This window comes from Pseudomonas sp. FSL W5-0299, assembly GCF_005930655.1.
Classification (GTDB): domain Bacteria; phylum Pseudomonadota; class Gammaproteobacteria; order Pseudomonadales; family Pseudomonadaceae; genus Aquipseudomonas; species Aquipseudomonas mandelii.
In genome coordinates this window covers 202855-224677 of the sequence record NZ_RXHX01000003.1, presented here as the reverse complement: position 1 = coordinate 224677, position 21823 = coordinate 202855, and the positions used below count along the sequence as shown (strand labels likewise).

At 60.3% G+C, this 21823-nt stretch carries 20 protein-coding genes; 8 read left to right on the top strand and 12 right to left on the bottom strand.

The annotated features are described in order from the left end of the window. Window positions 1-36: 36 nt before the first annotated feature. On the bottom strand, window positions 37-1362 hold the full coding sequence (locus FHL16_RS06605; protein ID WP_010460554.1) for a sigma-54 dependent transcriptional regulator: 1326 nt from the start codon (window positions 1360-1362) through the stop codon (window positions 37-39). A 342-nt stretch (window positions 1363-1704) separates the two neighbouring features. Between FHL16_RS06605 and FHL16_RS06600 the strand changes: the two genes are divergently transcribed. From FHL16_RS06600 to nhaB, 3 genes are all read left to right on the top strand, one after another. After that, window positions 1705-1971 carry a hypothetical protein gene (locus FHL16_RS06600; RefSeq protein ID WP_010460556.1) on the top strand — a complete coding sequence of 89 codons (267 nt, stop codon included), beginning with the start codon at window positions 1705-1707 and terminating at the stop codon, window positions 1969-1971. Between the two features lie 270 nt (window positions 1972-2241). Continuing rightward, window positions 2242-3531 (top strand): hypothetical protein, encoded by a 1290-nt coding sequence (locus FHL16_RS06595; protein ID WP_077747798.1) that lies wholly within the window; start codon window positions 2242-2244, stop codon window positions 3529-3531. 77 nt (window positions 3532-3608) lie between these two features. Continuing rightward, window positions 3609-5111 (top strand): sodium/proton antiporter NhaB, encoded by a 1503-nt coding sequence (nhaB, locus tag FHL16_RS06590; protein WP_010460560.1) that lies wholly within the window; start codon window positions 3609-3611, stop codon window positions 5109-5111. 89 nt (window positions 5112-5200) lie between these two features. Here nhaB and FHL16_RS06585 read toward each other — a convergent pair whose 3' ends face one another. Genes FHL16_RS06585 through gnd form a run of 3 tightly spaced genes read right to left on the bottom strand, consistent with a single transcriptional unit; the run spans window position 5201 to window position 8522 of the window. Continuing rightward, window positions 5201-6025, bottom strand: coding sequence for a Cof-type HAD-IIB family hydrolase (locus FHL16_RS06585; protein ID WP_077747797.1), 825 nt, complete (start codon window positions 6023-6025; stop codon window positions 5201-5203). After that, the gene (zwf, locus tag FHL16_RS06580) at window positions 6022-7545 is read right to left on the bottom strand and encodes a glucose-6-phosphate dehydrogenase (RefSeq protein ID WP_077747796.1); all 1524 of its coding nucleotides are present in this window, start codon (window positions 7543-7545) and stop codon (window positions 6022-6024) included. The genes FHL16_RS06585 and zwf overlap by 4 nt, the downstream gene beginning before the upstream one ends. Then, window positions 7542-8522, bottom strand: coding sequence for a phosphogluconate dehydrogenase (NAD(+)-dependent, decarboxylating) (gene gnd, locus FHL16_RS06575; protein WP_010460565.1), 981 nt, complete (start codon window positions 8520-8522; stop codon window positions 7542-7544). The genes zwf and gnd overlap by 4 nt, the downstream gene beginning before the upstream one ends. Window positions 8523-8794: 272 nt before the next feature. On the opposite strand from gnd, the gene FHL16_RS06570 reads away from it, so the two are divergent. The 4 genes from FHL16_RS06570 (at window position 8795) to FHL16_RS06555 (ending at window position 13678) form a co-directional block, all read left to right on the top strand. After that, window positions 8795-8977 carry a DUF6026 family protein gene (locus tag FHL16_RS06570; protein ID WP_077747795.1) on the top strand — a complete coding sequence of 61 codons (183 nt, stop codon included), beginning with the start codon at window positions 8795-8797 and terminating at the stop codon, window positions 8975-8977. Between the two features lie 209 nt (window positions 8978-9186). Next, window positions 9187-10932 carry a phosphoethanolamine transferase CptA gene (locus FHL16_RS06565; protein ID WP_077747794.1) on the top strand — a complete coding sequence of 582 codons (1746 nt, stop codon included), beginning with the start codon at window positions 9187-9189 and terminating at the stop codon, window positions 10930-10932. A 202-nt stretch (window positions 10933-11134) separates the two neighbouring features. Then, window positions 11135-13372 carry a TonB-dependent siderophore receptor gene (locus FHL16_RS06560; RefSeq protein WP_077747793.1) on the top strand — a complete coding sequence of 746 codons (2238 nt, stop codon included), beginning with the start codon at window positions 11135-11137 and terminating at the stop codon, window positions 13370-13372. A gap of 96 nt (window positions 13373-13468) precedes the next feature. Further along, window positions 13469-13678: a hypothetical protein gene (locus tag FHL16_RS06555; RefSeq protein ID WP_010460570.1), complete on the top strand. Its 210-nt coding sequence runs from the start codon at window positions 13469-13471 to the stop codon at window positions 13676-13678. Window positions 13679-13734: 56 nt separating this feature from the next. Here the strand turns inward: FHL16_RS06555 and chrA are convergent, their stop codons facing one another. The 6 genes from chrA to FHL16_RS06525 all read right to left on the bottom strand — a co-directional run bounded on the left by chrA (window position 13735) and on the right by FHL16_RS06525 (window position 18400). Next, window positions 13735-14943, bottom strand: coding sequence for a chromate efflux transporter (chrA, locus tag FHL16_RS06550; RefSeq protein ID WP_077747792.1), 1209 nt, complete (start codon window positions 14941-14943; stop codon window positions 13735-13737). A 6-nt stretch (window positions 14944-14949) separates the two neighbouring features. Beyond that, entirely contained in the window at window positions 14950-15441 is a 492-nt protein-coding gene (locus FHL16_RS06545; protein WP_077747791.1) for a GNAT family N-acetyltransferase, read from the bottom strand. A gap of 102 nt (window positions 15442-15543) precedes the next feature. Further along, a complete protein-coding gene (locus FHL16_RS06540; RefSeq protein WP_077747790.1) occupies window positions 15544-16125 on the bottom strand; it encodes a DinB family protein in 582 nt (193 codons plus the stop codon). A gap of 18 nt (window positions 16126-16143) precedes the next feature. Continuing rightward, on the bottom strand, window positions 16144-17262 hold the full coding sequence (gene zapE, locus FHL16_RS06535; RefSeq protein WP_010460579.1) for a cell division protein ZapE: 1119 nt from the start codon (window positions 17260-17262) through the stop codon (window positions 16144-16146). Between the two features lie 27 nt (window positions 17263-17289). Then, entirely contained in the window at window positions 17290-17631 is a 342-nt protein-coding gene (locus tag FHL16_RS06530; RefSeq protein ID WP_077747789.1) for a nuclear transport factor 2 family protein, read from the bottom strand. A gap of 52 nt (window positions 17632-17683) precedes the next feature. Further along, window positions 17684-18400 carry a helix-turn-helix transcriptional regulator gene (locus tag FHL16_RS06525; protein ID WP_010460583.1) on the bottom strand — a complete coding sequence of 239 codons (717 nt, stop codon included), beginning with the start codon at window positions 18398-18400 and terminating at the stop codon, window positions 17684-17686. Window positions 18401-18600: 200 nt separating this feature from the next. Between FHL16_RS06525 and FHL16_RS06520 the strand changes: the two genes are divergently transcribed. Further along, on the top strand, window positions 18601-19653 hold the full coding sequence (locus tag FHL16_RS06520; protein ID WP_077747788.1) for an aldo/keto reductase: 1053 nt from the start codon (window positions 18601-18603) through the stop codon (window positions 19651-19653). A 75-nt stretch (window positions 19654-19728) separates the two neighbouring features. Here the strand turns inward: FHL16_RS06520 and speB are convergent, their stop codons facing one another. Beyond that, on the bottom strand, window positions 19729-20688 hold the full coding sequence (gene speB, locus FHL16_RS06515; RefSeq protein WP_077747787.1) for an agmatinase: 960 nt from the start codon (window positions 20686-20688) through the stop codon (window positions 19729-19731). Window positions 20689-20704: 16 nt separating this feature from the next. After that, complete coding sequence (locus tag FHL16_RS06510; RefSeq protein WP_077747786.1) at window positions 20705-21796, bottom strand: polyamine ABC transporter substrate-binding protein; 1092 nt, start codon at window positions 21794-21796, stop codon at window positions 20705-20707. Between the last annotated feature and the right edge of the window lie 27 nt (window positions 21797-21823).

Here is a 21823-nt window from a genome sequence, read left to right as displayed (position 1 = left end):
AGCGGGGCTTTTGTATGTGGAACATTAAATCTGCGTCTAACGGATCTGATGTTTGTGCAACAAACGGTAAAAGGTCGGCCTGGATATCCCCAACACTTTGGCGGCGATGCTCAAGTTATCGCTGTGGCGATTGAGTACATCGCACAAGGCCTGGCGTTCAGCGCGGGTCTTGTAGTCTTCCAGCGTGCCCATCGGCGCAGGAATGACGTGCTGGCTGATCAGCCCAAGGTCTCGCGCTTCGATCTGCCGGCCTTCGGCCAGTACCAACCCGCGACGTACCCGGTTGGCCAGCTCGCGAACATTACCCGGCCAGTCGTGCTTGCCCATGGCAATCAAGGCGTCGTCGCTGAAGCTGCGGGGGCGGCGGCCGGTTTCATGGCTGTAGAAGTGGGAAAAGTGGTTGGCCAGCATGGATAAGTCGCCATGACGCTCACGCAGCGGCGCGGTGACGACCTGCAATACGTTAAGGCGGTAGTACAAATCCTCACGGAAGGTTTTTTTCTCGACGGCTGCCTCAAGGTCGACATGAGTCGCCGCCAACACCCGCACATCCACCGGAATCGGCTGGCTGCCGCCGACATGCTCGATATGTTTCTCCTGCAGAAAGCGCAGCAGATTGGCTTGCAACTCCAGTGGCAGGTCACCGATCTCATCGAGAAACAATGTGCCGCCATTCGCCGCTTCGATCCGACCGACCTTGCGTTGATGGGCGCCGGTAAAGGCGCCCTTCTCATGACCAAACAGCTCCGACTGAATCAAGTGTTCGGGAATGGCCCCGCAATTGATCGCCACAAACGGCTTGTTGTGACGCTGGGATTGTCGATGGAGCGTGCGGGCGACCAATTCTTTACCGGTTCCGCTTTCACCACGAATCAATACCGGCGACTCGGTAGGCGCCAGCTTGCTCAGTAACTTGCGTAGCTCGCGAATCGGCTTGCTGTCGCCAAGCAGCTCGTGCTCAGGCTGATCAATATGAATCGTGCCCTGTCCGCGCAGGCGCGCCATGCCGAACGCGCGGCCCAGCGTGACTTGCACCCGGGACACGTCAAACGGCAGGGTATGGAAGTCAAAAAACCATTCGCAAACGAAATCTCCGACATTTTGCAGGCGCAGGACTTCCTGGTTGAGCACGGCGATCCACTCGGTACCGCTGCGGCTGATCAGTTCTTTGACCGCTTCCGGGCGTTCCAGATGAAAAGGTTGTAATCGCAGGAGGCCGACGTCGCACGTTCGGTCGGCGGCGTTCTCCAGGGAACAGCTGTCAACATCCCAGCCCACAGAGCGCAGACCCGGCAGCAGACGATAGCAGTCGTCGCAGGGATCCACTACTAACAGACGTCGTAACGCAGGCGTTTCGATCATGACTGTTCCTTGACGCCAAACTTTAGGAAATATTATTAAAAACAGTCGTTTGGCGGATCTGGCTGTAACATTAGCAAGAATTTGACGCACCCTTGTACCGTTTGACTATAGGAACACCGCATTATTAGTTATAAGAATGAGTTTGTTAGTTACCTAACGAGTTCAACCTTTCATTCAGCTTTCAAAAACCGCTCTGCCATTGAGTATATGAAAGAAAGTTGAAATTTCTTTTGATTGAGTGTGACCTGACCCCCGGTTGAGGGCATCAGTACAAGTAACCAGCCGAACGGTAAGCCCAACCGACGGCCTGTCACTTGATTGGGCATATAGAGAGAAGACCCCATGACTGCCCCGCTCCGTATCAACGAAGCTCTTTTGATTGCCAACCGCGCATTCCAACCTTTTCAATGCGTGGCCTGGGCCCCACAAGACGGCAATGGCGAACTCAGCCTGACCATTATCGACCGCACCAATACCCACATTGGCCGCACACAAATTCCGAGCAGTACTTATTCCGACCCCGCGCAACTTGAACACATTCTTGAAGAAGCTCGCGCCGAACTGAGCGAGGAAGGTTACACCCTGCAATCGTGGTCGATGCCACACTAAGGACGTTGGCGGATGACTTAAGTTGTCCGCCTCTTCTCCTTTCTTTTAGCGAACTACGTCGCTCGTCACGCCCCCCCATTCCAACTTGCCCGCCACGAATTACTTGGCAGGCTTGTCAGTGGTTCGAAAAGTCACTGTTCTGGCACAAAGCGACCCTCCACCTGTGAGTTGTGACAGTTGTGCAATCGAGCGTTCAGGGATTGAATGTTCTGCACACGCAGTTGCCCTCCCGGTTCCCGGGTTTCGGTCAGCTCGCAAGGAGATGCGCGCATGCCCACCCTGACTGCTTTTGCCCGACCTGCCGCGCAGCGCACGGCCGGCCTCCTCGATAAAAGCTTCGCCTCCAATGGCAAAACCCAAGTGTATTTCGCCGGCAGTACGTCGAGCATCGCCAACGGCGTGGCGATCGACTCGAGCGGTCGCGTACTGGTAGCGGCGAAAGTCGGCACTCGAAGCGGCCATTGCTTTGGCCTGGCTCGCTTGCTTGAAGACGGTTCGGCAGACCTGGCATTCGGCACTCATGGCAGCGTCATCGGGCAATTTCAGCGCGGTCATGAGGCCATGGCGGGAAAAGTCCTTGTATTGGGCGACGGGAACATCCTGGTCGCCGGCCTGCACTATGAAGACGCTCATCGGACGCTGCCGGCCTTGGCGATGTTCGACGCGCAAGGTCACCCGGTCAGGGACTTTGGCGACAATGGATGCTGTGTCATACGCCTGCCGGGGAATCTGTCCCAGGGCGTGCGCGACGCCTGGCTCCCTCCCGGCGTACCGGGGGCCGAAGCCTGCGACGTCCAGGTACAGGCTGACGGCCGAATCCTGCTGCTGGCCAATCACCCTTTCGAACTGGCCGATCACGTCGGCCTGCTGATTCGCCTGACCGACGCTGGCGAGCTCGATACCTCCTTCAACGGCCGCGGCTTTGTCATGGTCAGGCATTTGCTGATGAACACCTGGCTCAGCAGCCTGCTGTTGCAGCGGGACGGCCGGATCATGGTCGGTGGATCGATCAACTTCCCTGAAGAAGGCTTGCTGGCGCGCTACCTGCCCGACGGCAGTCTGGATGATCACTTCGCCGTGGATGGTTTCATGACTTTCAGTGTTGAGGGGCACAGCGCTCAGGTCAGCCAGATCGTCCAGCAGGAAAATGGTGATTTGCATTGTTTTGGCAGCAGCCGCGACCCGATGCATTGCCTGGCGCTGACACTGCACAGCAACGGTCGCCCGGACGTTCATTGCAACGGTGGCCAGCCACACCTGCTGAAAATCGGACCCAGTGGCTGCCAGTGGAACGCCGCCCAACTCCAGCCGGACGGCCGTGTACTGGCGGTTGGCGCCACGATTGGCGGAGTCGAAGCCGACTTTCTTCTGGCTCGGTACTTGCCGGGCGGGCAACTCGACCCTGGTTTTGCCGAGGGCACTTGTTGGGTTCGCACCCGTCTGGGGCGCAGCCTGGACACCGCCACATCAGTGGCCGTTCAGCCGAATGGAGGCATCGTCGTAGGCGGTTATTCGCTGGACGGCAACTACCGGGCGGTTGTGGTGCGCTATCTCGGCTAAGCCAACGACTTTCCCCCCACTTGATCTTCCCGTCGGCTTACGGCAAGTTGCGCGCTTCTTAATACAAGGAGTAGCCGATGTCCGGTTCAATGGCCCAGGCCTTCGCGCACAACTTTCTAGGCCACTCGCCTCGCTGGTACAAGGCGAGCATTGTCGGTTTCCTGATTCTCAACGCCCTGGTGTTGTGGACCGTCGGTCCGGTAGCAGCCGGTTGGCTCCTGGTGCTGGAGTTCATCTTCACCCTGGCCATGGCGCTCAAATGTTATCCGCTGATGCCCGGCGGGTTGCTGCTGATTGAAGCGCTGCTGCTGAAAATGACCACGCCACAGGCGCTCTATGACGAACTGATACACAACTTTCCGGTGATCCTGCTGCTGATGTTCATGGTGGCGGGCATCTACTTCATGAAAGACCTGCTGCTGTTTCTGTTCTCGCGCCTGCTGCTGGGGGTTCGTTCCAAGGCCCTGCTGGCCTTGATGTTCTGCTTTCTCTCGGCGTTTCTGTCGGCGTTCCTCGACGCCCTGACGGTGACGGCGGTGATCATCAGTGCCGCCGTGGGGTTTTACTCGGTGTATCACCGCGTCGCCTCGGGCAATGATCCGCGTCAGGACAGTGAGTTCAGCGATGACCAGCACCTGCCCAAATTGCACCATGACGACCTCGATCAGTTCCGTGCTTTCCTGCGTAGCCTGCTGATGCACGGCGCTGTGGGCACGGCATTGGGTGGCGTCTGTACGCTGGTCGGCGAGCCGCAGAACCTGTTGATCGGCCATGAAATGGGCTGGCACTTCGCCGAGTTTTTCCTGAAGGTCGCCCCGGTGTCGCTGCCCGTGCTGGCAGCGGGCCTGGTGACGTGCGTGCTGTTAGAGAAATTGCGCTGGTTCGGTTATGGCACGCTGCTGCCGGACAACGTGCGCGCGGTGTTGGCCAACTATGCCGCCGAAGACAATGCCGAACGCACTTCACGCCAGCGCGCAGCCTTGCTGGTGCAAGGCGCGGCGGCGCTGATCCTGATTGCCGGGCTGGCGTTTCATATCGCCGAGGTCGGCCTGATCGGCTTGATGGTGATCGTGTTGATCACCGCCTTCACCGGCATCACCGACGAGCACCGCATCGGCAACGCGTTCAAGGACGCGATGCCGTTCACGGCCCTGTTGGTGGTGTTCTTCGCGGTGGTTGCGGTTATCCACGATCAGCAGCTGTTCACGCCGCTGATCCAGTGGGTGCTGGCGCTGCCGGCCGATCAACAGCCGGGCATGTTGTTCATTGCCAACGGCTTGCTGTCGGCCATCAGCGACAACGTGTTTGTGGCGACCATTTACATCACCGAAGTGAAACAGGCGTTCATCTCCGGCCACATGAGCCGCGAGCATTTTGAAACGCTGGCCATTGCGATCAATACCGGCACCAACTTGCCGAGCGTGGCGACACCCAATGGCCAGGCGGCGTTTCTGTTTTTGCTGACGTCGGCGATTGCGCCGCTGATTCGCCTGTCGTATGGGCGGATGGTGTGGATGGCGGTGCCGTACACGGTGGTGATGGGTGTGCTGGGTTGGTACGCCGTGAGTTTCTGGCTTTGAGTTAGCAGGTTTGACGCCTTCGCGGGCAAGCCTCGTTCCCACAGGTCAGTGTAGGAGCGAGGCTTGCCCGCGAAGAACGATAACGCGGTTTAATCCACGTTGAGGATGTATTGCTCGATCGCCTGGGCCGCGCCGTCTTCGGTATTGGCACCTGTCACCACGTCGGCCTGGCGCTTCACCGCTTCTTCCGCCTGCCCCATGGCAATCGACAACCCGGCACGATGAAACATCGCCGGGTCATTGCCGCCATCGCCCATCGCGGCAGTCTGCTCCAGCGGCACACCGAGAAACTCCGCCAGTGTCGCCAGTGCGGCCCCCTTGTTGGCGAGCATCGCTGTCACGTCCAGGTACACCGGTTGCGACCGCGAGACTTGTGCCTGGCCTTCCACTTTCGGCAGCAGCTGGGCTTCCAGCTCAATCAACAACTGCGTGTTGTGGCTGGTGGCAACAATCTTGTCGATGCGCGTCAGATAGGGCTCGAAACTCTCGACCACCACCGGCGGATAGCCGAGGCCGTGCTGCTCGCGGGGGACCATCGGCCCGTGCGGGTCTTTCAGCAACCAGTCACCGCCACTGAACACCCAGATTTCCACGTCCGCCTGATCGGCAAACAGCGCCAATGCCGTCAGCGCAGCCGTGGCCGGCAAATAATGCGCGACCAGCACGCTGCCGTCCGGATGGACGATCGTGCCGCCATTGAATGCCGCCGTCGGCAGGTCGACACCGAGGGCTTCGATCTGCTGCAGCATGGCTTTCGGTGGACGCCCGGTGGCCAGACTGAACAGCACGCCGGCCTCACGTAACGAACGGACGGCCTCGATGGTGCGCTGACTGAGGCTGTGATCGGGCAGCAGTAAAGTGCCGTCCATGTCACTCAGCAGAAAACGGATGGATTGTGGCGTGACGTCACTCATCCGAGGCTGTGCCAGACGCGACCGTCGCGGGCCAGCAGTTCATCAGCCGCTTCCGGGCCGTTCTCGCCCGCCGGATAGCGCTGCACGCTCGCGTCCTGCTGCCAGGCATCGAGGAATGGCTGCACGGCGCGCCAGCCGTTCTCGATGTTGTCGGCGCGCTGGAACAGCGTCTGATCACCCGTCAGGCAATCGTAGATCAGCGTTTCGTAGCCGGTGGACGGCTGCATTTCAAAGAAATCCTTGTAGGCAAAACCCAACTCGATGTTGGCCATTTTCAAGGCCGGCCCGGGCCGCTTGGCCAACAGGTCGAACCACATGCCTTCGTTGGGTTGAATCTGAATCCGCAGGTAGGTCGGTTGCAGCTCATCGACCTCGGTATCGCGGAACTGCGCGTAGGGCGCAGGCTTGAAGCAGATGACGATCTCGGTGTCACGCACACTCATGCGTTTGCCGGTGCGCAGGTAAAACGGCACGCCGACCCAACGCCAGTTGTCGATCATGACCTTGAGCGCGACGTAGGTTTCAGTGTTGCTGTCGGACGCTACGTTGGCTTCCTCACGATAACCCGCCAAGGATTTGCCATCGAGTTCGCCGGCCGTGTATTGGCCACGCACCGAGTTGGCCCGTGCCTCTTCCGTGGACCACGGACGTATCGCGCCGACCACTTTGGCCTTCTCGCCACGGACCGCATCGGCGCCAAAGGCTGCCGGCGGTTCCATCGCGACCATCGCCAGCAACTGAAACAGGTGATTGGGCACCATGTCCCGCAAGGCGCCCGTGTGTTCATAAAAACTGCCACGGGTTTCCACGCCGACGGTTTCGGCGGCGGTGATCTGCACGTGGTCGATGTAATGGTTGTTCCAGAACGCTTCGAACAGGCTGTTGGAGAACCGGCTGATCAAAATGTTCTGCACGGTTTCCTTGCCCAGGTAGTGATCGATCCGGTAGATCTGGTTTTCCGACATCACCTTGAGCAGACATGCATTCAACGCTTCGGCGGTGTGCAGATCGGAGCCGAACGGTTTTTCGATCACCACCCTTCTGAACGCTTCGGGTGTCTCTTGCAGCAAGCCGGCGGCGCCGAGGCGGCGCACCACTTCACTGAAGAAACGTGGCGCGGTCGCCAGGTAGAACACCGCATTGCCCGTGCCGCTGGCGGCGATTTTCGCCGCCAGCGCTTGATATGTGCTGTCGTTCAGGAAATCGCCCTGGACGTAGCTGATGCCTTTGGCCAGTTTGGCCCACAGCGCCGGGTCAAGGGCTTCATCGCCCTTGCCGACTTTGGTGGCCGCTTCGGTGCGGATGAAATCTTCAAGCTTCTGCGCAAAGGCTTCGTCACTGATGGCGTTGTGGTCAACGCCGATGATCCGCAGTCCATCGCCTAGCAGACCGTCGCGACTCAGGTTGTACAGCGCCGGCATCAGCAAGCGCTTGACCAGGTCACCATGGGCACCGAACAGAAACAGCGTGGTCGGTGGTGCGGGTTCTGCTTTCGATTTATTGCGGATCAGACGGGTCATTTTTTCGAAGTCTCCACGTGGCCGCCGAAGCCGAAGCGCTGGGCCGAGAGGATCTTGTCGCCAAAGGTGCCTTGGCCGCGCGAACGGTAGCGTGAGAACAGCGAGTTCGACAGCACCGGTACAGGCACCGATTGCTCCATGGCGGCTTCGATGGTCCAGCGGCCTTCACCGCTGTCAGCCACGGAGCCGGAGTACCCGTCGAGTTTCGGATCGCTGGCCAGTGCGTCGGCGGTCAGGTCGAGCAACCACGACGACACCACGCTGCCACGGCGCCAGACTTCGGCGATGTCGGCCACGTTCAGGTCGAAACGTTGGTCTTCCGGCAGGTTTTCGCTGGCCTTGGTCTTGAGGATGTCGAAGCCTTCGGCGAAGGCCTGCATCATTCCGTACTCGATGCCGTTGTGGATCATCTTCACGAAATGGCCAGAACCTGCAGGGCCGGCGTGGATGTAACCGCGCTCGGCGCGATCGTCTTCCGACTTGCGGTCCTTGGTACGCGGGATGTCGCCCATGCCGGGGGCCAGGCTGTCGAACAGCGGATCTAGGCGTTTCACCACCTCGGCTTCGCCGCCGATCATCATGCAGTAACCGCGCTCCAGGCCCCAGACGCCGCCGGATGTGCCGACATCGACGTAGTGCAGGCCTTTTTCCGACAGGGTTTTCGCCCGGCGGATGTCGTCCTTATAGAAGGTGTTGCCGCCGTCGATGATGGTGTCGCCGGCTTCGAGCAAGGTGCTCAGGGAGTCGATGGTGTCTTCGGTCGGCGCGCCGGCCGGCAGCATGACCCACACCGCACGTGGCTTGGCCAGGCCTGCGACCAGCGCCGGCAAGTCGATGACGCCCTTGGCGCCTTCTGCTGCCAGGGTGTCGACGAAGGCGGTATTGCGGTCGTAAACAACGGTGGTATGCCCGTTGAGCATCAGGCGACGCGCAATATTTCCGCCCATGCGGCCCAGTCCAATAATCCCGAGTTGCATGTGCTGATGCTCCCTACTACAAATAAAGTGTGTCAAAGGTTATAGCCCAACGCGACCAATGAGGGTTAGTCCAGAGCGTTGGCGTGAAGTTTCCGGGCATTGTGCCCGATCCTGACTGATAACGTCGGAAATCGAACTCAAGACACAACGACCATGAAAAATAAAAAAGTTCCCTTCAGGGGCAAAAGAAATCAAAATCGGTGCCGATAGTAATACAGCACCCGATGTCGGGGCGGTTTTACAGTTGATGCACGCCATTTGCGAGGTGAGCAATGGGCACAGTACAAGCAGCACGGCCAGCACAAACCCTTTACGTCACGATCCGTCGTGATGAATTGCGCCAGTTGAAAGAAGAGCGCGACCTGTTGAAGCAGGAGCTCGCGCAGCTGCGCTTACTCACACAAAGCTCTTCGGCTCAGCCCTTGCCCGTCACCGCGCGCGCACCACACGCCTGATCCCCCGCCTGACTCGGAAACAGCCTTCTGCTGTTTCCGACACCGCTTCCCAGCCTTGCCGTTTGCGGCAACTCACAAAGTTTTCACATCGACGTGTTGATACTCCGGCTCATTATGGCCGCTCGGTATCCGCGCGGTTTCCGTTCGTCGGCAACATGGAAGGCTCCCGACGGGTCGACGCGATTTGATATTTTTGGCTGGAGCGCTGAATGACTGTGTTTAAACGCAGCAATACGACTGCGAAAGGTTTTGATTGGGCAGGATTTCTCTGGTTGTTCCTGTTCTTCTGGTATTTTTCCGGCATCACCCAATTACTCATTCAATTGACGGGCACCTCGGGCTTCACCGGGTTCCGCCAAGCCTTTGTGATGAGCGCCATCTGGCTCGCGCCGATGCTGCTGTTCCCTAGACAGACACGCGTCATGGCCGCGGTGATCGGCGTGGTGCTGTGGGCCTGCTCGATGGCCAGCCTGGGTTACTTCTTCATCTATCAGCAGGAATTCTCCCAGAGCGTCATCTTCATCATGTTCGAATCGAACATCAGTGAAGCGGGCGAGTACATGACCCAGTATTTCGCCTGGTGGATGGTGGCGGCGTTCCTCGCCCACACGCTGTTTGCTTATTTCCTGTGGACCCGCTTGCGCCCGGTGTACATGCCCCGTGGACGTGCGCTGGTGGCTGCAACCGCCATTCTGGTGGCCGTGGTCGGTTACCCGCTGATCAAGCAAACCGCGCGTACCGGCAGCCTGGCTGGTGGCTTCGAAAAATTCGAAACCCGTATCGAGCCGGCGGTGCCTTGGCAGATGGCAGTGGCGTATCACCGTTACCTCGACACCCTGGCCGGCATGCAAGACATGCTCGACAGCGCGAGCAAGATCCCACCGCTCAAGAACCTCAAGGACACGATGGCCAACCAGCCAGCGACCCTGGTGCTGGTGATCGGCGAGTCCACCAACCGTCAGCGCATGAGCCTCTATGGCTACCCGCGTGAAACCACGCCGGAACTGGACAAGCTCAAGGATCAGATGGCGGTCTTCGACAACGTCATCACCCCGCGCCCTTACACCATCGAGGCGTTGCAGCAGGTGCTGACGTTCGCCGACGAAGAAAACCCGGACCTTTACCTGTCCACGCCGTCACTGGTCAGCATGATGAAACAGGCCGGTTACAAGACCTTCTGGATCACCAACCAGCAAACCATGACCAAGCGCAACACCATGCTCACCACGTTCTCCGAACAGGCCGACGAGCAGGTGTACCTGAACAACAACCGCAACCAGAACGCCGCGCAGTACGATGGCGACGTCATCGCACCATTCAACAAGGCCCTGGCAGACGCCGCACCGCGCAAGCTGATCGTGGTGCATTTGCTCGGCACGCACATGAGCTATCAGTACCGGTACCCACCGACCTTCAACAAGTTCACCGATCGCAAAGGCGTGCCGGACGGCGTGCGTGACGACCAGGTGCCGACGTACAACAGCTATGACAACGCCGTGTTGTACAACGACTTCGTGGTGTCCAGCCTGATCAAGGACTACGCCAAATCCGATCCGAACGGCTTCCTGATGTACCTCTCGGACCACGGCGAAGATGTCTTCGACTCCGTGGGCCACAGCACGCTGGGACGCAACGAGGCCAAGCCGACGGCGCCGATGTACACCATTCCGTTCATGGCCTGGGCTTCGCCGAAATGGCGTGAAACCCACGACTGGAGTTTTGCCGGTGACCTGGCGCGGCCTTACAGCAGCTCGCAGCTGATCCACACCTGGGCGGACTTGGCGGGTCTGAGTTTTGATGAGCTGGACCGCAGCAAGAGCCTGGTCAGCGACAGCTTCACGCCGCGTCCGTTGATGATCGGCAATCCGTATGAGCGTCAGTCGCGCCCGCTGATCGACTTCAGCCTGATGAAACCGAAAAGCACGCCGACCGATCCGGCAGTCGCGCAGAAATGATGCGCTGAGGGATCGGCGCCGATCTTTCACTCAGTCGAGAACCCTGCGGGAGCTTGCTCCCACAGGGTTACACCAGCCCCCGCCATAACCTCTCCGAAACATCTTAAAATAACAATAATTCTCGTTTAGACCTAAATCCCCTCTCCCCCCTTCGTCTTTGAACAAACGGAATTTTTCCCTCGAAGACAAGGAGTCGGCTGCGATGTTCGCGCCTATCACCCGTTCCATGACCTTTACCCTGGGCCTGTGCAGTGCTGCCCTGAGCCCCGACCTGCTGGCTGAAACCGCCCCGGATCAAGAGCCGAGCCACACCCTTGAACTGGGTGCAACCAATGTGACAGCCCAGGGATTGGGCAGCACCACCGAAAACACCGAGTCATACACCACCGGTGCCATGAGCACCGCTACGCGGCTCAACCTCTCGATCAAGGAAACGCCGCAATCGGTGTCCGTGGTCACCCGCCAGCAAATGGACGACTTCAAACTCGGCACGCTTTCCGAAGCCATGAGCCAGACCACCGGCGTGGTGGTTCAGCACAACGATTCGGACCGCGTCAGCTATTCGTCCCGTGGTTACTCGATCAACAATTTCCAGATCGATGGAATGCTCAACACCTTCAGCTACATGAAGTCCGATTCCGACACCATTATTTACGACCGCATCGAAGTGGTTCGCGGCGCGACCGGCCTGACCACGGGCGCCGGCGATCCTTCCGCGACGATCAACATGGTGCGCAAACGGCCGACCGCACAATGGGAGGCCCAGACCGGTGTCAGCGGCGGCAGCTATGACGATTACTACAGTTACGTCGATGTCGGCGGACCGCTGGCCTTCGACGGCCGTCTGCGCGGTCGCGGTGTGCTGGCTTATCGCGACAGCGGTTCCTACCGAGACAAGTACGCGTTGCAACGGGAGGTCGGCTACGGGATTCTCGAAGCCGACCTGACTGATGACACCGTGCTGGCCGTGGGATACGACTACCAAAACAAACAGGTGCAAGGCACCTCTTGGGGCACTGTGCCCTACTGGAATGCTGACGGCAGCAAAGCCAACCTCGGACGCTCCACCAACATGGCCACGCCTTGGAGTTCCTGGCCACTGAAAGACAAGACCGCGTTTGCCACGCTGGACCAGCAACTGGGCGCCGGCTGGCACCTCAAGGCCGCTTACACCCACCGTGAGAGTGACACCGCCGGCAAGATCTACTACGGCGGTGGCGGCTTCCCCGAGGCCGATCGCAGCGGCATGATCGCCAACGTCAGCCACATGGTCGGCACGCAAAAAATGAAAGCCTATGACTTCAACGTGTCCGGCCCTTATTCGCTGCTCGGGCGTGAGCACGAAATGATGATCGGCTATGGCGAAGCCGAACGCAGCGAAGACAACCCTTACACGGTAGACGGCCCGCGGTCGCCGGATTACGAGAAAGTCCCCGACTGGAGGTACATGGGTGGCATTCCCAAATTCCCGGACACCGTCACCGGCCTGAAAGGCTCCGATGAAAGCACCCGGCAAAAGGCCGGTTACCTGGCCACGCGCCTGACCCTGACCGACGACCTGCACGCGGTACTCGGCAGTCGCTATGGCACGTGGGAAATTTCAAGAAAGGCCAACCAATACGACGGCAATCTGCAACTGACCGGTGTCGAATCCACCAGCCAGAAGCACAACGACATGTGGACACCGTACGCCGGGCTGCTCTACGACATCACGCCTGAATACACCGCTTATGTCAGCTACACCGATATTTTCAAGCCGCAGGACGAGCGTGACAGCAATCACAACTACCTCGAGCCAGTGGTCGGCAGCAACTATGAACTGGGGCTCAAGGGCAGCCTGCTCGAAGAGCGACTGAACCTCGCTACCGCGGTGTTCTGGAGCAAGCAGGATAACGTGGCCGAACTCGACGACTCGGTGCCACCGGACCCGGTCACCGGAGAGGAATTCTTCAAATCGGGCGGCAAAGGCAACAAAGTCCAGGGTTTCGAAGCCGAGGTCTCAGGTGAAGTGATGGCAGGCTGGAACATGACGGCCGGCTACACCTATACCCACTCGGCCAATGGCGAGAAGCAGCGCAACAACACCAACCAGCCGTTGAACATGTTCCGCTTCTCCACGGCTTATCGCTTGCCCGGCGACTGGCAGGCACTGACCGTGGGCGGCGCGGTGAACTGGCAAAGCGACGTCTACCGCGCCGCCAGACGCCCGGTCGGCCGTGGCGCCGATGGCGAGATCATTACCGCCAGCACCCACATCCGTCAGGAGGCCTACACGGTGGTCAAACTGATGTCGCGCTACGCATTTGATCAGCACCTGTCAGCTTCGCTGAACGTCGATAACCTGTTCGACAAGAAGTATTACGACAACGTCGGCTTCTACAACGGCGTCTACTGGGGTGACCCGCGCACGGTCACCCTGAGCCTGGACTGGAAGCTCTGACGCAGATCATATCCAGCTGACGGAATCGGCGGATAATGGCTTGGCAACATTGGTTCATGGACGAAAGAGCACCCTATCCGCAGTAGGAGGCACACCATGAAACGTACCGCGTTGATCCTTGCCAGTCTGATGATGTTCGGTTCGACCGCAGCCTTTGCCGAAGGCGGTGCCGAGCGCATGAGGTATTACTTCGAAACCCTGCACTTCAAACAACAGCAGGCCAACGGCATCGAGACCAGGACGATCGAGCTGAGGGTTCCGAACGATCAGACCGCGCAAGTGACCGAAACCTATCGGCCGACATAAACGATGGCAAACGGGCGTTCTGAGGGACGCCCTTTTTTATGCCCGCTCGACAGTTTTCACGCGCCCAAGAGCACGCCGCAACTCCCGCCCAGCAGCACCAGTAACCACGGCGGGCACCGCCAGAACAGCAGCGCCATCAATGCCAGGACCGCCATCAGAACATCCAGCGGCCCGAGGATCGAGGTGGTCCACAATGGCTGATACAACGCAGCCAGCAACAACCCGACCACCCCGGCGTTCACCCCGGCCAGCGCCGCTTGCACTCGGCCAATGCCACGCAAGCGCTGCCAGAACGGCAGGACGCCGATCACCAGCAGCAGCGACGGCAGGAAAATCGCCAGGACGCACACCAGCGCGCCGCTCCAGCCGCTGATGGACGCGCCAAGGAATGCCGCAAACGTGAACAATGGTCCTGGCATCGCTTGCGCGGCGGCGTAACCGGCGAGAAACACGTCATTGTCGAGCAATCCCGTGCTCACGACCTGGCTTTGCAACAGCGGCAACACCACATGGCCGCCGCCGAACACCAGCGCCCCCGTGCGGTAGAAACGGTCGAACAGGCTGGTCAGCGAGTCCGGCCAGTAATGCGCAATCAACGGCAACCCCAACAGCAACGTCACGAACACAGCCATCGCCAGCCAGCCGGCCACGCGACTGACCCGAATCGACAAACCCTCCCGTGGCGCTGCATTGGCGTTGTGCAGCAAGACCAGGCCGATCAGCGCCGCCACGGCCATCACCGTCAGTTGCCCGCCCATCGTTGGCCAGAGCAACACCCCGGCAGTCGCCAGCAGCGTGATGCCCACTTGCACCGGACCTCGGCATAACGTGCGGGCCATTCCCCACACGGCCTGGGCAACCACGGCGACGGCGACAATTTTCAGCCCGTGGATCAAACCGGCCGGCAACGCCCAGCCACCGTGGGTGATGCCCAATGCCAGCAGCGTCAGGATCAGCGCCGAGGGCAAGGTAAACCCTGCCCACGCCGCCAATGCCCCCCAATAGCCGGCGCGGGACAAACCCAGCGCCATGCCCACCTGGCTACTCGCCGGGCCCGGCAGAAACTGGCACAGGGCAATCAGTTCGGCGTAGGCGGCTTCGCCGAGCCAGCGCCGACGCGCCACGAACTCGTCACGAAAATAGCCCAGATGGGCGACAGGACCGCCAAACGAGGTCAGCCCCAGGCGCAGAAAGATCAGGAAAATCGCCCACGGCTTGTCCGTTTTCACGGGTGCCCTGCCTTGCGCGTCATCGAGGCGGCTCATGTGGCGTTAAAGGTCCTTGGTCCAAAACAGCATTCGGCCATGGGCCGGGTCGAACATGCCGGGGGCAAATCCGAACTTGCCATAAGACGCCTGCGCGACGGCATTACCCTCGAGGACTTCCAGGGTGATCTTGCAGCAGCCGCGCTGGCGGGCGATGTCTTCAACTTTTTGCAGCATCTTCTGGCTCAACCCCAGGCCGCGAAACCTGGGCATCACCGCCACATCGTGCACGTTGACCAGCGGCCGGCAGGCAAACGTCGAGAAACCTTCGAAGCAATTGACCAGCCCGGCCGGTTCGCCACCGACAAACGCCAGCACGCTGAATGCATGAGGACGCTTGGCCAGTTCCCCCGGCAGTTGCCGCAGGATGTCTTCGGGCAGTGGGTGCCCGCCGCCCATCGGGTCTTCGGCGTAGGCATTGAGCACCACACCGATCGCCTCGGCATGCAGCCCATTGGTGTAGCTGGCCTGAAGCACCAGAATGTCTGCGGATTCCATTTCCATCGTCAACGTCCCGTCAAATTGGCCCAGCGCGTCGCTCGCGCCGGGAGGTCGACGGACATTATCGCGAGGTGCATTCGGCGGCAACCCGAACCTGTTTCAAACGCCCCAGATCAGCGTTTCGGTCCAGCCCAACTCGGCAAAATCCTCAGCCCTCAGGTGCGACTCCCCGGCACAGAAAAACTCGTCCAGCTGCGGCGGCGTGACCGAGGTGCCGCTGAGCATCGCGTGGACCTGGCCGCGATGATGCAGCTGGTGTTCGAACAAATGCGACAGCAGGCGCAGACGGCTGTCATGTTGCGGCGTGTCCCGGGCGATGGTCACGATGCGTCCCAGGTCGGCGTCGCGCAATTGTTCGCAATAGGCAATCAGGCGACGGTCCACATGCGCTTGTTCACGCTGCAAGTCGGCAGCCGCAGCGAACGGCTCGTCTTTGGCAAAGAACACATAGCAATCAGGATGCGGATCGTCCCCGCGCAGTTCCCGCTCCAGCGCATCCACGTAAAACCAGTCGCACGTCAGGATGTGGTTGAGGGTGGCGATCAGGCTGGGGAAGAAGCTCACTCGCGGTGCCGCCAGTTCGGCCGGGCTCAGCTGAGTCCAGGCCTTGGCGAGTCGGTAATTGGCCCAAGCATTCTGATAGGCCATGGTCAGCAAATGGTGAGACAGAGGCTGATTCATATTCGCGGCTCCCGGCCATCAGGCTTCGGCGAAACGTTGCAACTGCATTTCCTGTAAACGGCTTAACGTGCGGCGGAACGGGAATTCCAGATAACCCTCGGTGTACAACGCCGCCATCGGCACCTGCGCTTCGAGGTACAGCGGCACCTTGCGGTCGTAGCACTCGTCCACCAGGGCAATGAAACGCCGGACACCGTCGTCATGCACCGACAATTGCGGCAGCTCGCGATCACCGGCCACGACCCGTTCGGCACCGTCTTCCGTGCCTCGGGCGATGCGTCCTTCACGTTTCTGTGCGCTCAGATTTGGCACTTCACTCAACAGAATAGCGCTGAAGGTGTCGCACAGCGCCATGAAGTCCATGGCGGCGAACGGTTGTTCGCACAGGTCGGCGTAGCGGCACCAGAGTACTGTCGAACTGGCCTGCACCACAGTGACCGAGCGGTAACCAACCGTGATCGGATCGCTGGACGTGGGCTGGCCTGCGGTCAACCCGTTGAACACCTCACCGAGCGCGCTCGGCTGCCCGGGCGCCGCCACCCAATACCGTTGCAGACCCGCGCCGGGATGCAGGCGATGGTCTTCGCCGCCATCCACCGCGATCACCTGCATGTGTTTTTTGATCGCTTCGATGGCGGGCACGAAGCGGTCACGGTTGAAGCCATCGGCGTATAGCTGGTCCGGCGGTTGATTGGAGGTGCAGACCACCACCACGCCCTGCTCGAACATCACCTGAAACAAACGCCCGAGAATGATCGCGTCGCCGATGTCGTTGACGAACAGTTCATCGAAACACAGCACCCGCACTTCCTGGCTCAACTCACGGGCCAGCGCCTTCAACGGGTCGGCGGTGCCGGTCAGTTGGAACGAGCGCTGATGCACCCAGCCCATGAAATGGTGAAAGTGTTGGCGTCGGGCCGGGACCTTGAGGTTTTGGTAGAACTGATCCATCAACCAGGTCTTGCCCCGTCCGACCGGCCCCCAGAGGTAAACGCCGGTGATCGGCGTGCGGCCTTCATGCAGGGCTTCGTGGCATTTTTGCAGCGCCCACACGGCATGTTCCTGGGCTTCGTCCTGGACGAAGCCCTTCTGTTCAATGGCGTGTTGCCAGGCGCTTAGGGGAGAGTCGACATTCATGCGCGGCAGTATGCCATGCGCTCGGGTTTACAGAGAGATGTCCAGCCGGGCGATCTTGCCCTGCTCGTTGAGGCGGAACATGTAGCGCAGTTCCAGCGGACTGCCGGGAAAGGTCCCGGAAATCAGGTTGTGCACCAGGACTTTGCCGGTACGTTGCTGAACGTCGAGCACTTCGACCCGTGGTTCATAACGTTGCGCGGTGTCTTGCATCCATTGGGCGATGGCTTGCGTGCCGATCCGGTGTTGGCCCTCATCGAACACGTTGGCGTCCTCAGCAAAAAAACTGCCGACCCGCGAGGTGTCGCGGGCATTGGCGGCGGCAATGTAGGCGGCGATGGCGGGTGCCAGTGAAGAGGCTGGATTGGACATGGGTGCGGCTCCTTGTTGTTTGATTCTGGAGCCATGCTAGAACAGGTCTGTGTCAATTCTTGTCAGGAGTGAAACGCCCGGCGTCATCCAGTTGCATCTGCTTGTGCCAGGTGCGCAACAGGTCGCTGCGTCGCCCCGGATAGCGCTCGCCCTGCTCGTGAGCGGCCGAGATCCGGTCGGTACGAAACGTGCGGTAGGCACTGCGCAATTCGCACCAGGCGACAATGATCCGCACCTCATTGAGAAAACCCAGCGCCAATGGCCAGATCAGCCGCTGACTGGGCACCTGTTGAGCGTCTGCATAATCGATGTTCAGCTTGGATTGATCGCGAATCGCCTGACGAAACACGTTCAACGGCACGGCGTTTTGCGGATACCCATAGCCGCGCGGGCCCGGCAACACCGTCGGGTTGCGCAAAGCATCCTGAGCTTCAGGCGCCAACACGGCGGCAATCTTCGCCAGGGCATCGGCCGCGGCTTTGCTCAACACCTCGTCGCCACGCTGATCGACGTAACGCAATCCGAGCACGATGGCTTCGGTTTCGTCGGCATTGAGCATCAGAGGCGGCAGGAACAACCCGCTGCGCAACACGTAGCCGACCCCTGCTTCGCCGAAGATGGGTGCGCCCAGCGCGGTCAACTCGGCGATGTCGCGGTACAACGTGCGTTCGGAAATCTGCAATTCCCCGGCGAGCGTCGCGGCCGTGGCCGGACGACTTTTACCCCGCAGTACTTGCAACAACGTGAGTAAACGAGTGGTACGCGACACGATCGGCAGGCTCTTTCCTGAAAAGTCGTCGGAGCTTAGCAGAGGCCGCTGTCAGAAGTTGGCAGGAGCGCCGCCCTGGTGGTCAGCTGTTTTGCCCTGCCTGGAAAAGCGCCTTGACGAGCCATATTACTCGCATAATATTAAATACATGTTGCTAGTAATTTAAATCACCCCCGGCGTCGTTCCTCAGGAGTTACCTCATGCATTACAAAGTCTTCGGCCGCAAAACCGGCTTGCGGGTTTCGGAACTGGCGCTGGGCGCCGGTAACTTCGGCACCGGCTGGGGGCATGGCGCCGAGCGTGACGAAGCCAAGCGCATTTTCGACGGTTATCTGGAAGCCGGCGGCAACTTCATCGACACCGCCAACGGTTATCAGGCCGGCCAGTCGGAAGCCATGCTCAGCGAGTTCATCGCACCGGAACGCGATCGCCTGGTTATCGCCACCAAATACACCATGGGTACCACGCCAGCCGCGGGCATTTCCCACACCGGCAACAGCCGCAAGAACATGGTTCGTGCCGTGGAAGAAAGCCTGAAACGGCTCAACACCGATCACATCGACCTGTTCTGGGCGCACATCAGTGACGGCGTGACGCCGATGGAAGAGATCCTGCGCGGCTTCGACGACCTGGTGCGCGCCGGCAAGATTCACTACGCCGGGCTGTCGAATTTCCCGGCCTGGCGCATTGCTCGCGCCGATGTCCTGGCCGAAGTGCGCGGTTTCGCGCCGATTGCAGCGATTCAGGCCGAATACAGCCTGGCCGAACGCACCGCCGAACGTGAGTTGCTGCCGATGGCCGAAGCGCTCGGGCTGGCGGCTACGATCTGGTCGCCGCTGGGTGGCGGGTTTCTCACGGGCAAGTACCGCAGCAATGATGACAACAACCGCGCCGCCAAACTCGGCATGCTGGTCCACACCGAGAAAAGCGCCCACGAAACCGCCCTGCTCGACACCTTGCTCGCAGTGGCAGCGGAGCTTGAAGCCACGCCGACCCATGTGGCCATTGCCTGGCTGCGGGAAAAGGCCAAGCGTTCGACGACGGCGCTGATTCCGATTCTGGGTTCGCGCACTCGTGAGCAACTGGATGCGACATTGGGCGCGTTGACGGTGCAATTGAGCCCGGAGCAGTCGTCGCGGCTTGATGGGGTCAGCAACGTGCCGAAGGGCGTGCCACATGAAACGATTGCCGGTTCGGCGGCGCGGTATACCGGGGCTGAAACCCTTGACCTGCCAATCATTCCAGTGGCCTGAAAAAGCTTCGCGGGCAAGCCTCGCTCCTACAGATTGTGGCGTTCACAGACTTTGTGTTCGCCACAAGAAGGCGTCTTAGCGGTCTATTTTGTGCCTGGCCGCATACAGGCACAGCATCTCCATCGCCAATGTCGCCGCCGCCAGTGACGTAATGTCCGCATGGTCGTAGGCCGGCGCGACTTCCACCACGTCCATCCCCACCAGATTGATCCCGCGCAACCCGCCGAGAATTTCGAGCGCCTGCACCGTGCTCAAGCCTCCACACACCGGCGTTCCGGTGCCCGGTGCGAACGCCGGGTCGAGGCAATCGATATCGAACGTCAGGTACACCGGGTTATCCCCCACCCGCGCACGAATCGCCTCGACAATCGCCTCACATCCTTGCCGATGCACCTGCCGCGCATCCAGTACCTGGAAGCCCTGGTGATCATCATTGGTGGTGCGCAAGCCGATCTGCACCGAGCGCGACGGATCCACCAAACCTTCCTTGGCCGCGTGCCAGAACATTGTCCCGTGATCGACGCGCTTGCCCTCTTCGTCCGGCCAGGTATCGCTGTGGGCGTCAAAGTGAATCAACGACAGGGGGCCATGTTTGCGCGCATGGGCCTTGAGCAGCGGATAACTGACGAAGTGGTCACCGCCGAAGGTCAGCATTGCGCAACCGCCGTTCAGGATGTGCTCGGCGTGGGCCTCGATGCTTTCCGGCACCGCGTGCGGCGAGCCGTAATCGAAGGCGCAATCACCGTAGTCGATGACCGCCAGATGATCGAACGGGTCAAACGTCCATGGCCAGTGACGTTCCCAGGCAATCCCGGTCGATGCGGCGCGAATGCCGCGCGGGCCGAAGCGCGCACCGGGACGGTTGCTGGTGGCGGTGTCGAACGGCACACCGCTGACCACCACGTCGACGCCGCGCAAATCACGGCTGTAGCGACGACGCATGAAACTGGTGATACCGGCGTAAGTACTTTCGGCGGCAGTACCGAAGAGGCTGTCGCGGGTCAGGGCCTGATCGTTTTGAATCGGGACGTCCATGGGATCTCCTTATTATTTATTGGCGGCTACGGAAAGTGGTCCACAGGCGAGTGCGCGAGCGCATGTCCTTGAGGCTCATGCTGCGGTCGGCGTACAGCCGTTCGCGGGTGTCGGCCAGGGGGTAGATGTCCGGGTCGGTCCGCACGGCTTCGTCCACTAGCGGCGTCGCTGCACGGTTGGCCGTGGCAAAGAACAGCGTGTTGGTCAGCGCCGCGACGGACTCGGGGCGCAACATGAATTCAATGAATGCCCGAGCCGCTTCGGGGTGCGGCGCGTCCTTGAGTATCGCCAGGTTGTCCTGCCAGACCAGCGTGCCTTCCTTCGGAATCCGGTAGGCCACCTCGAACGGTTTGTTGGCCTTGCGCGCCTGGTCGGCGGCCATGCTGGCGTCGCCGTTATAGGTCAAGGCCAGGCACACGCTGCCATTGGCCAGATCGCTGATCTGCCGCCCGGTGGCAACGTACAGCACATTGGGCTGCAACTGATGCAACAATGCCTCGGCGGCGGTCAGATCTGCCTTGTCGGTGCTGTAGGGATCTTTACCGAGATAGTGCAACGCCAGGCCAATCACTTCCTGGGGCGAATCGAGAATCGCAATGCCGCAATCCTTCAGCTTGCCGGCGTATTGCGGTTTGAACAGCAGATCGAGGCTGTTGAGCGGCACATCGGGCAAGCGTTTTTGCACCGCCTCGACGTTCATCCCCAGCCCCAGCGTGCCCCAGGTATACGGCACGCCATAACGATTGCCGGGGTCGACAGCCGCCAGTTTTTCCAGCAGGTCCGGGTCGAGGTTGGCGTAGCCCTTGAGCCCTTCGTGGGGAATCTCCTTCAGCGCACCGGCCGCCAGACCACGGGCCAGCACGCTGGAGGACGGCACCACCACGTCATAACCGCTGCCGCCGGTGAGCAGTTTGGTTTCCAGCACTTCCGAAGAATCGAACGTGTCGTAACGCACATGAATGCCGGTTTCCTTTTCGAAATGCTGCAGGGTTTCAGGCGGCACGTAATCGGCCCAACTGTAGAGGTTGAGGGTTTTTTCCTCTGCCTGGGCCGACGCGGCCATGGCGAGAAAGAGCGCGGGTAAACCCAGTTTGAATACGGGAGCCATGACGAACACCTGACCAGAGGAAGTGGT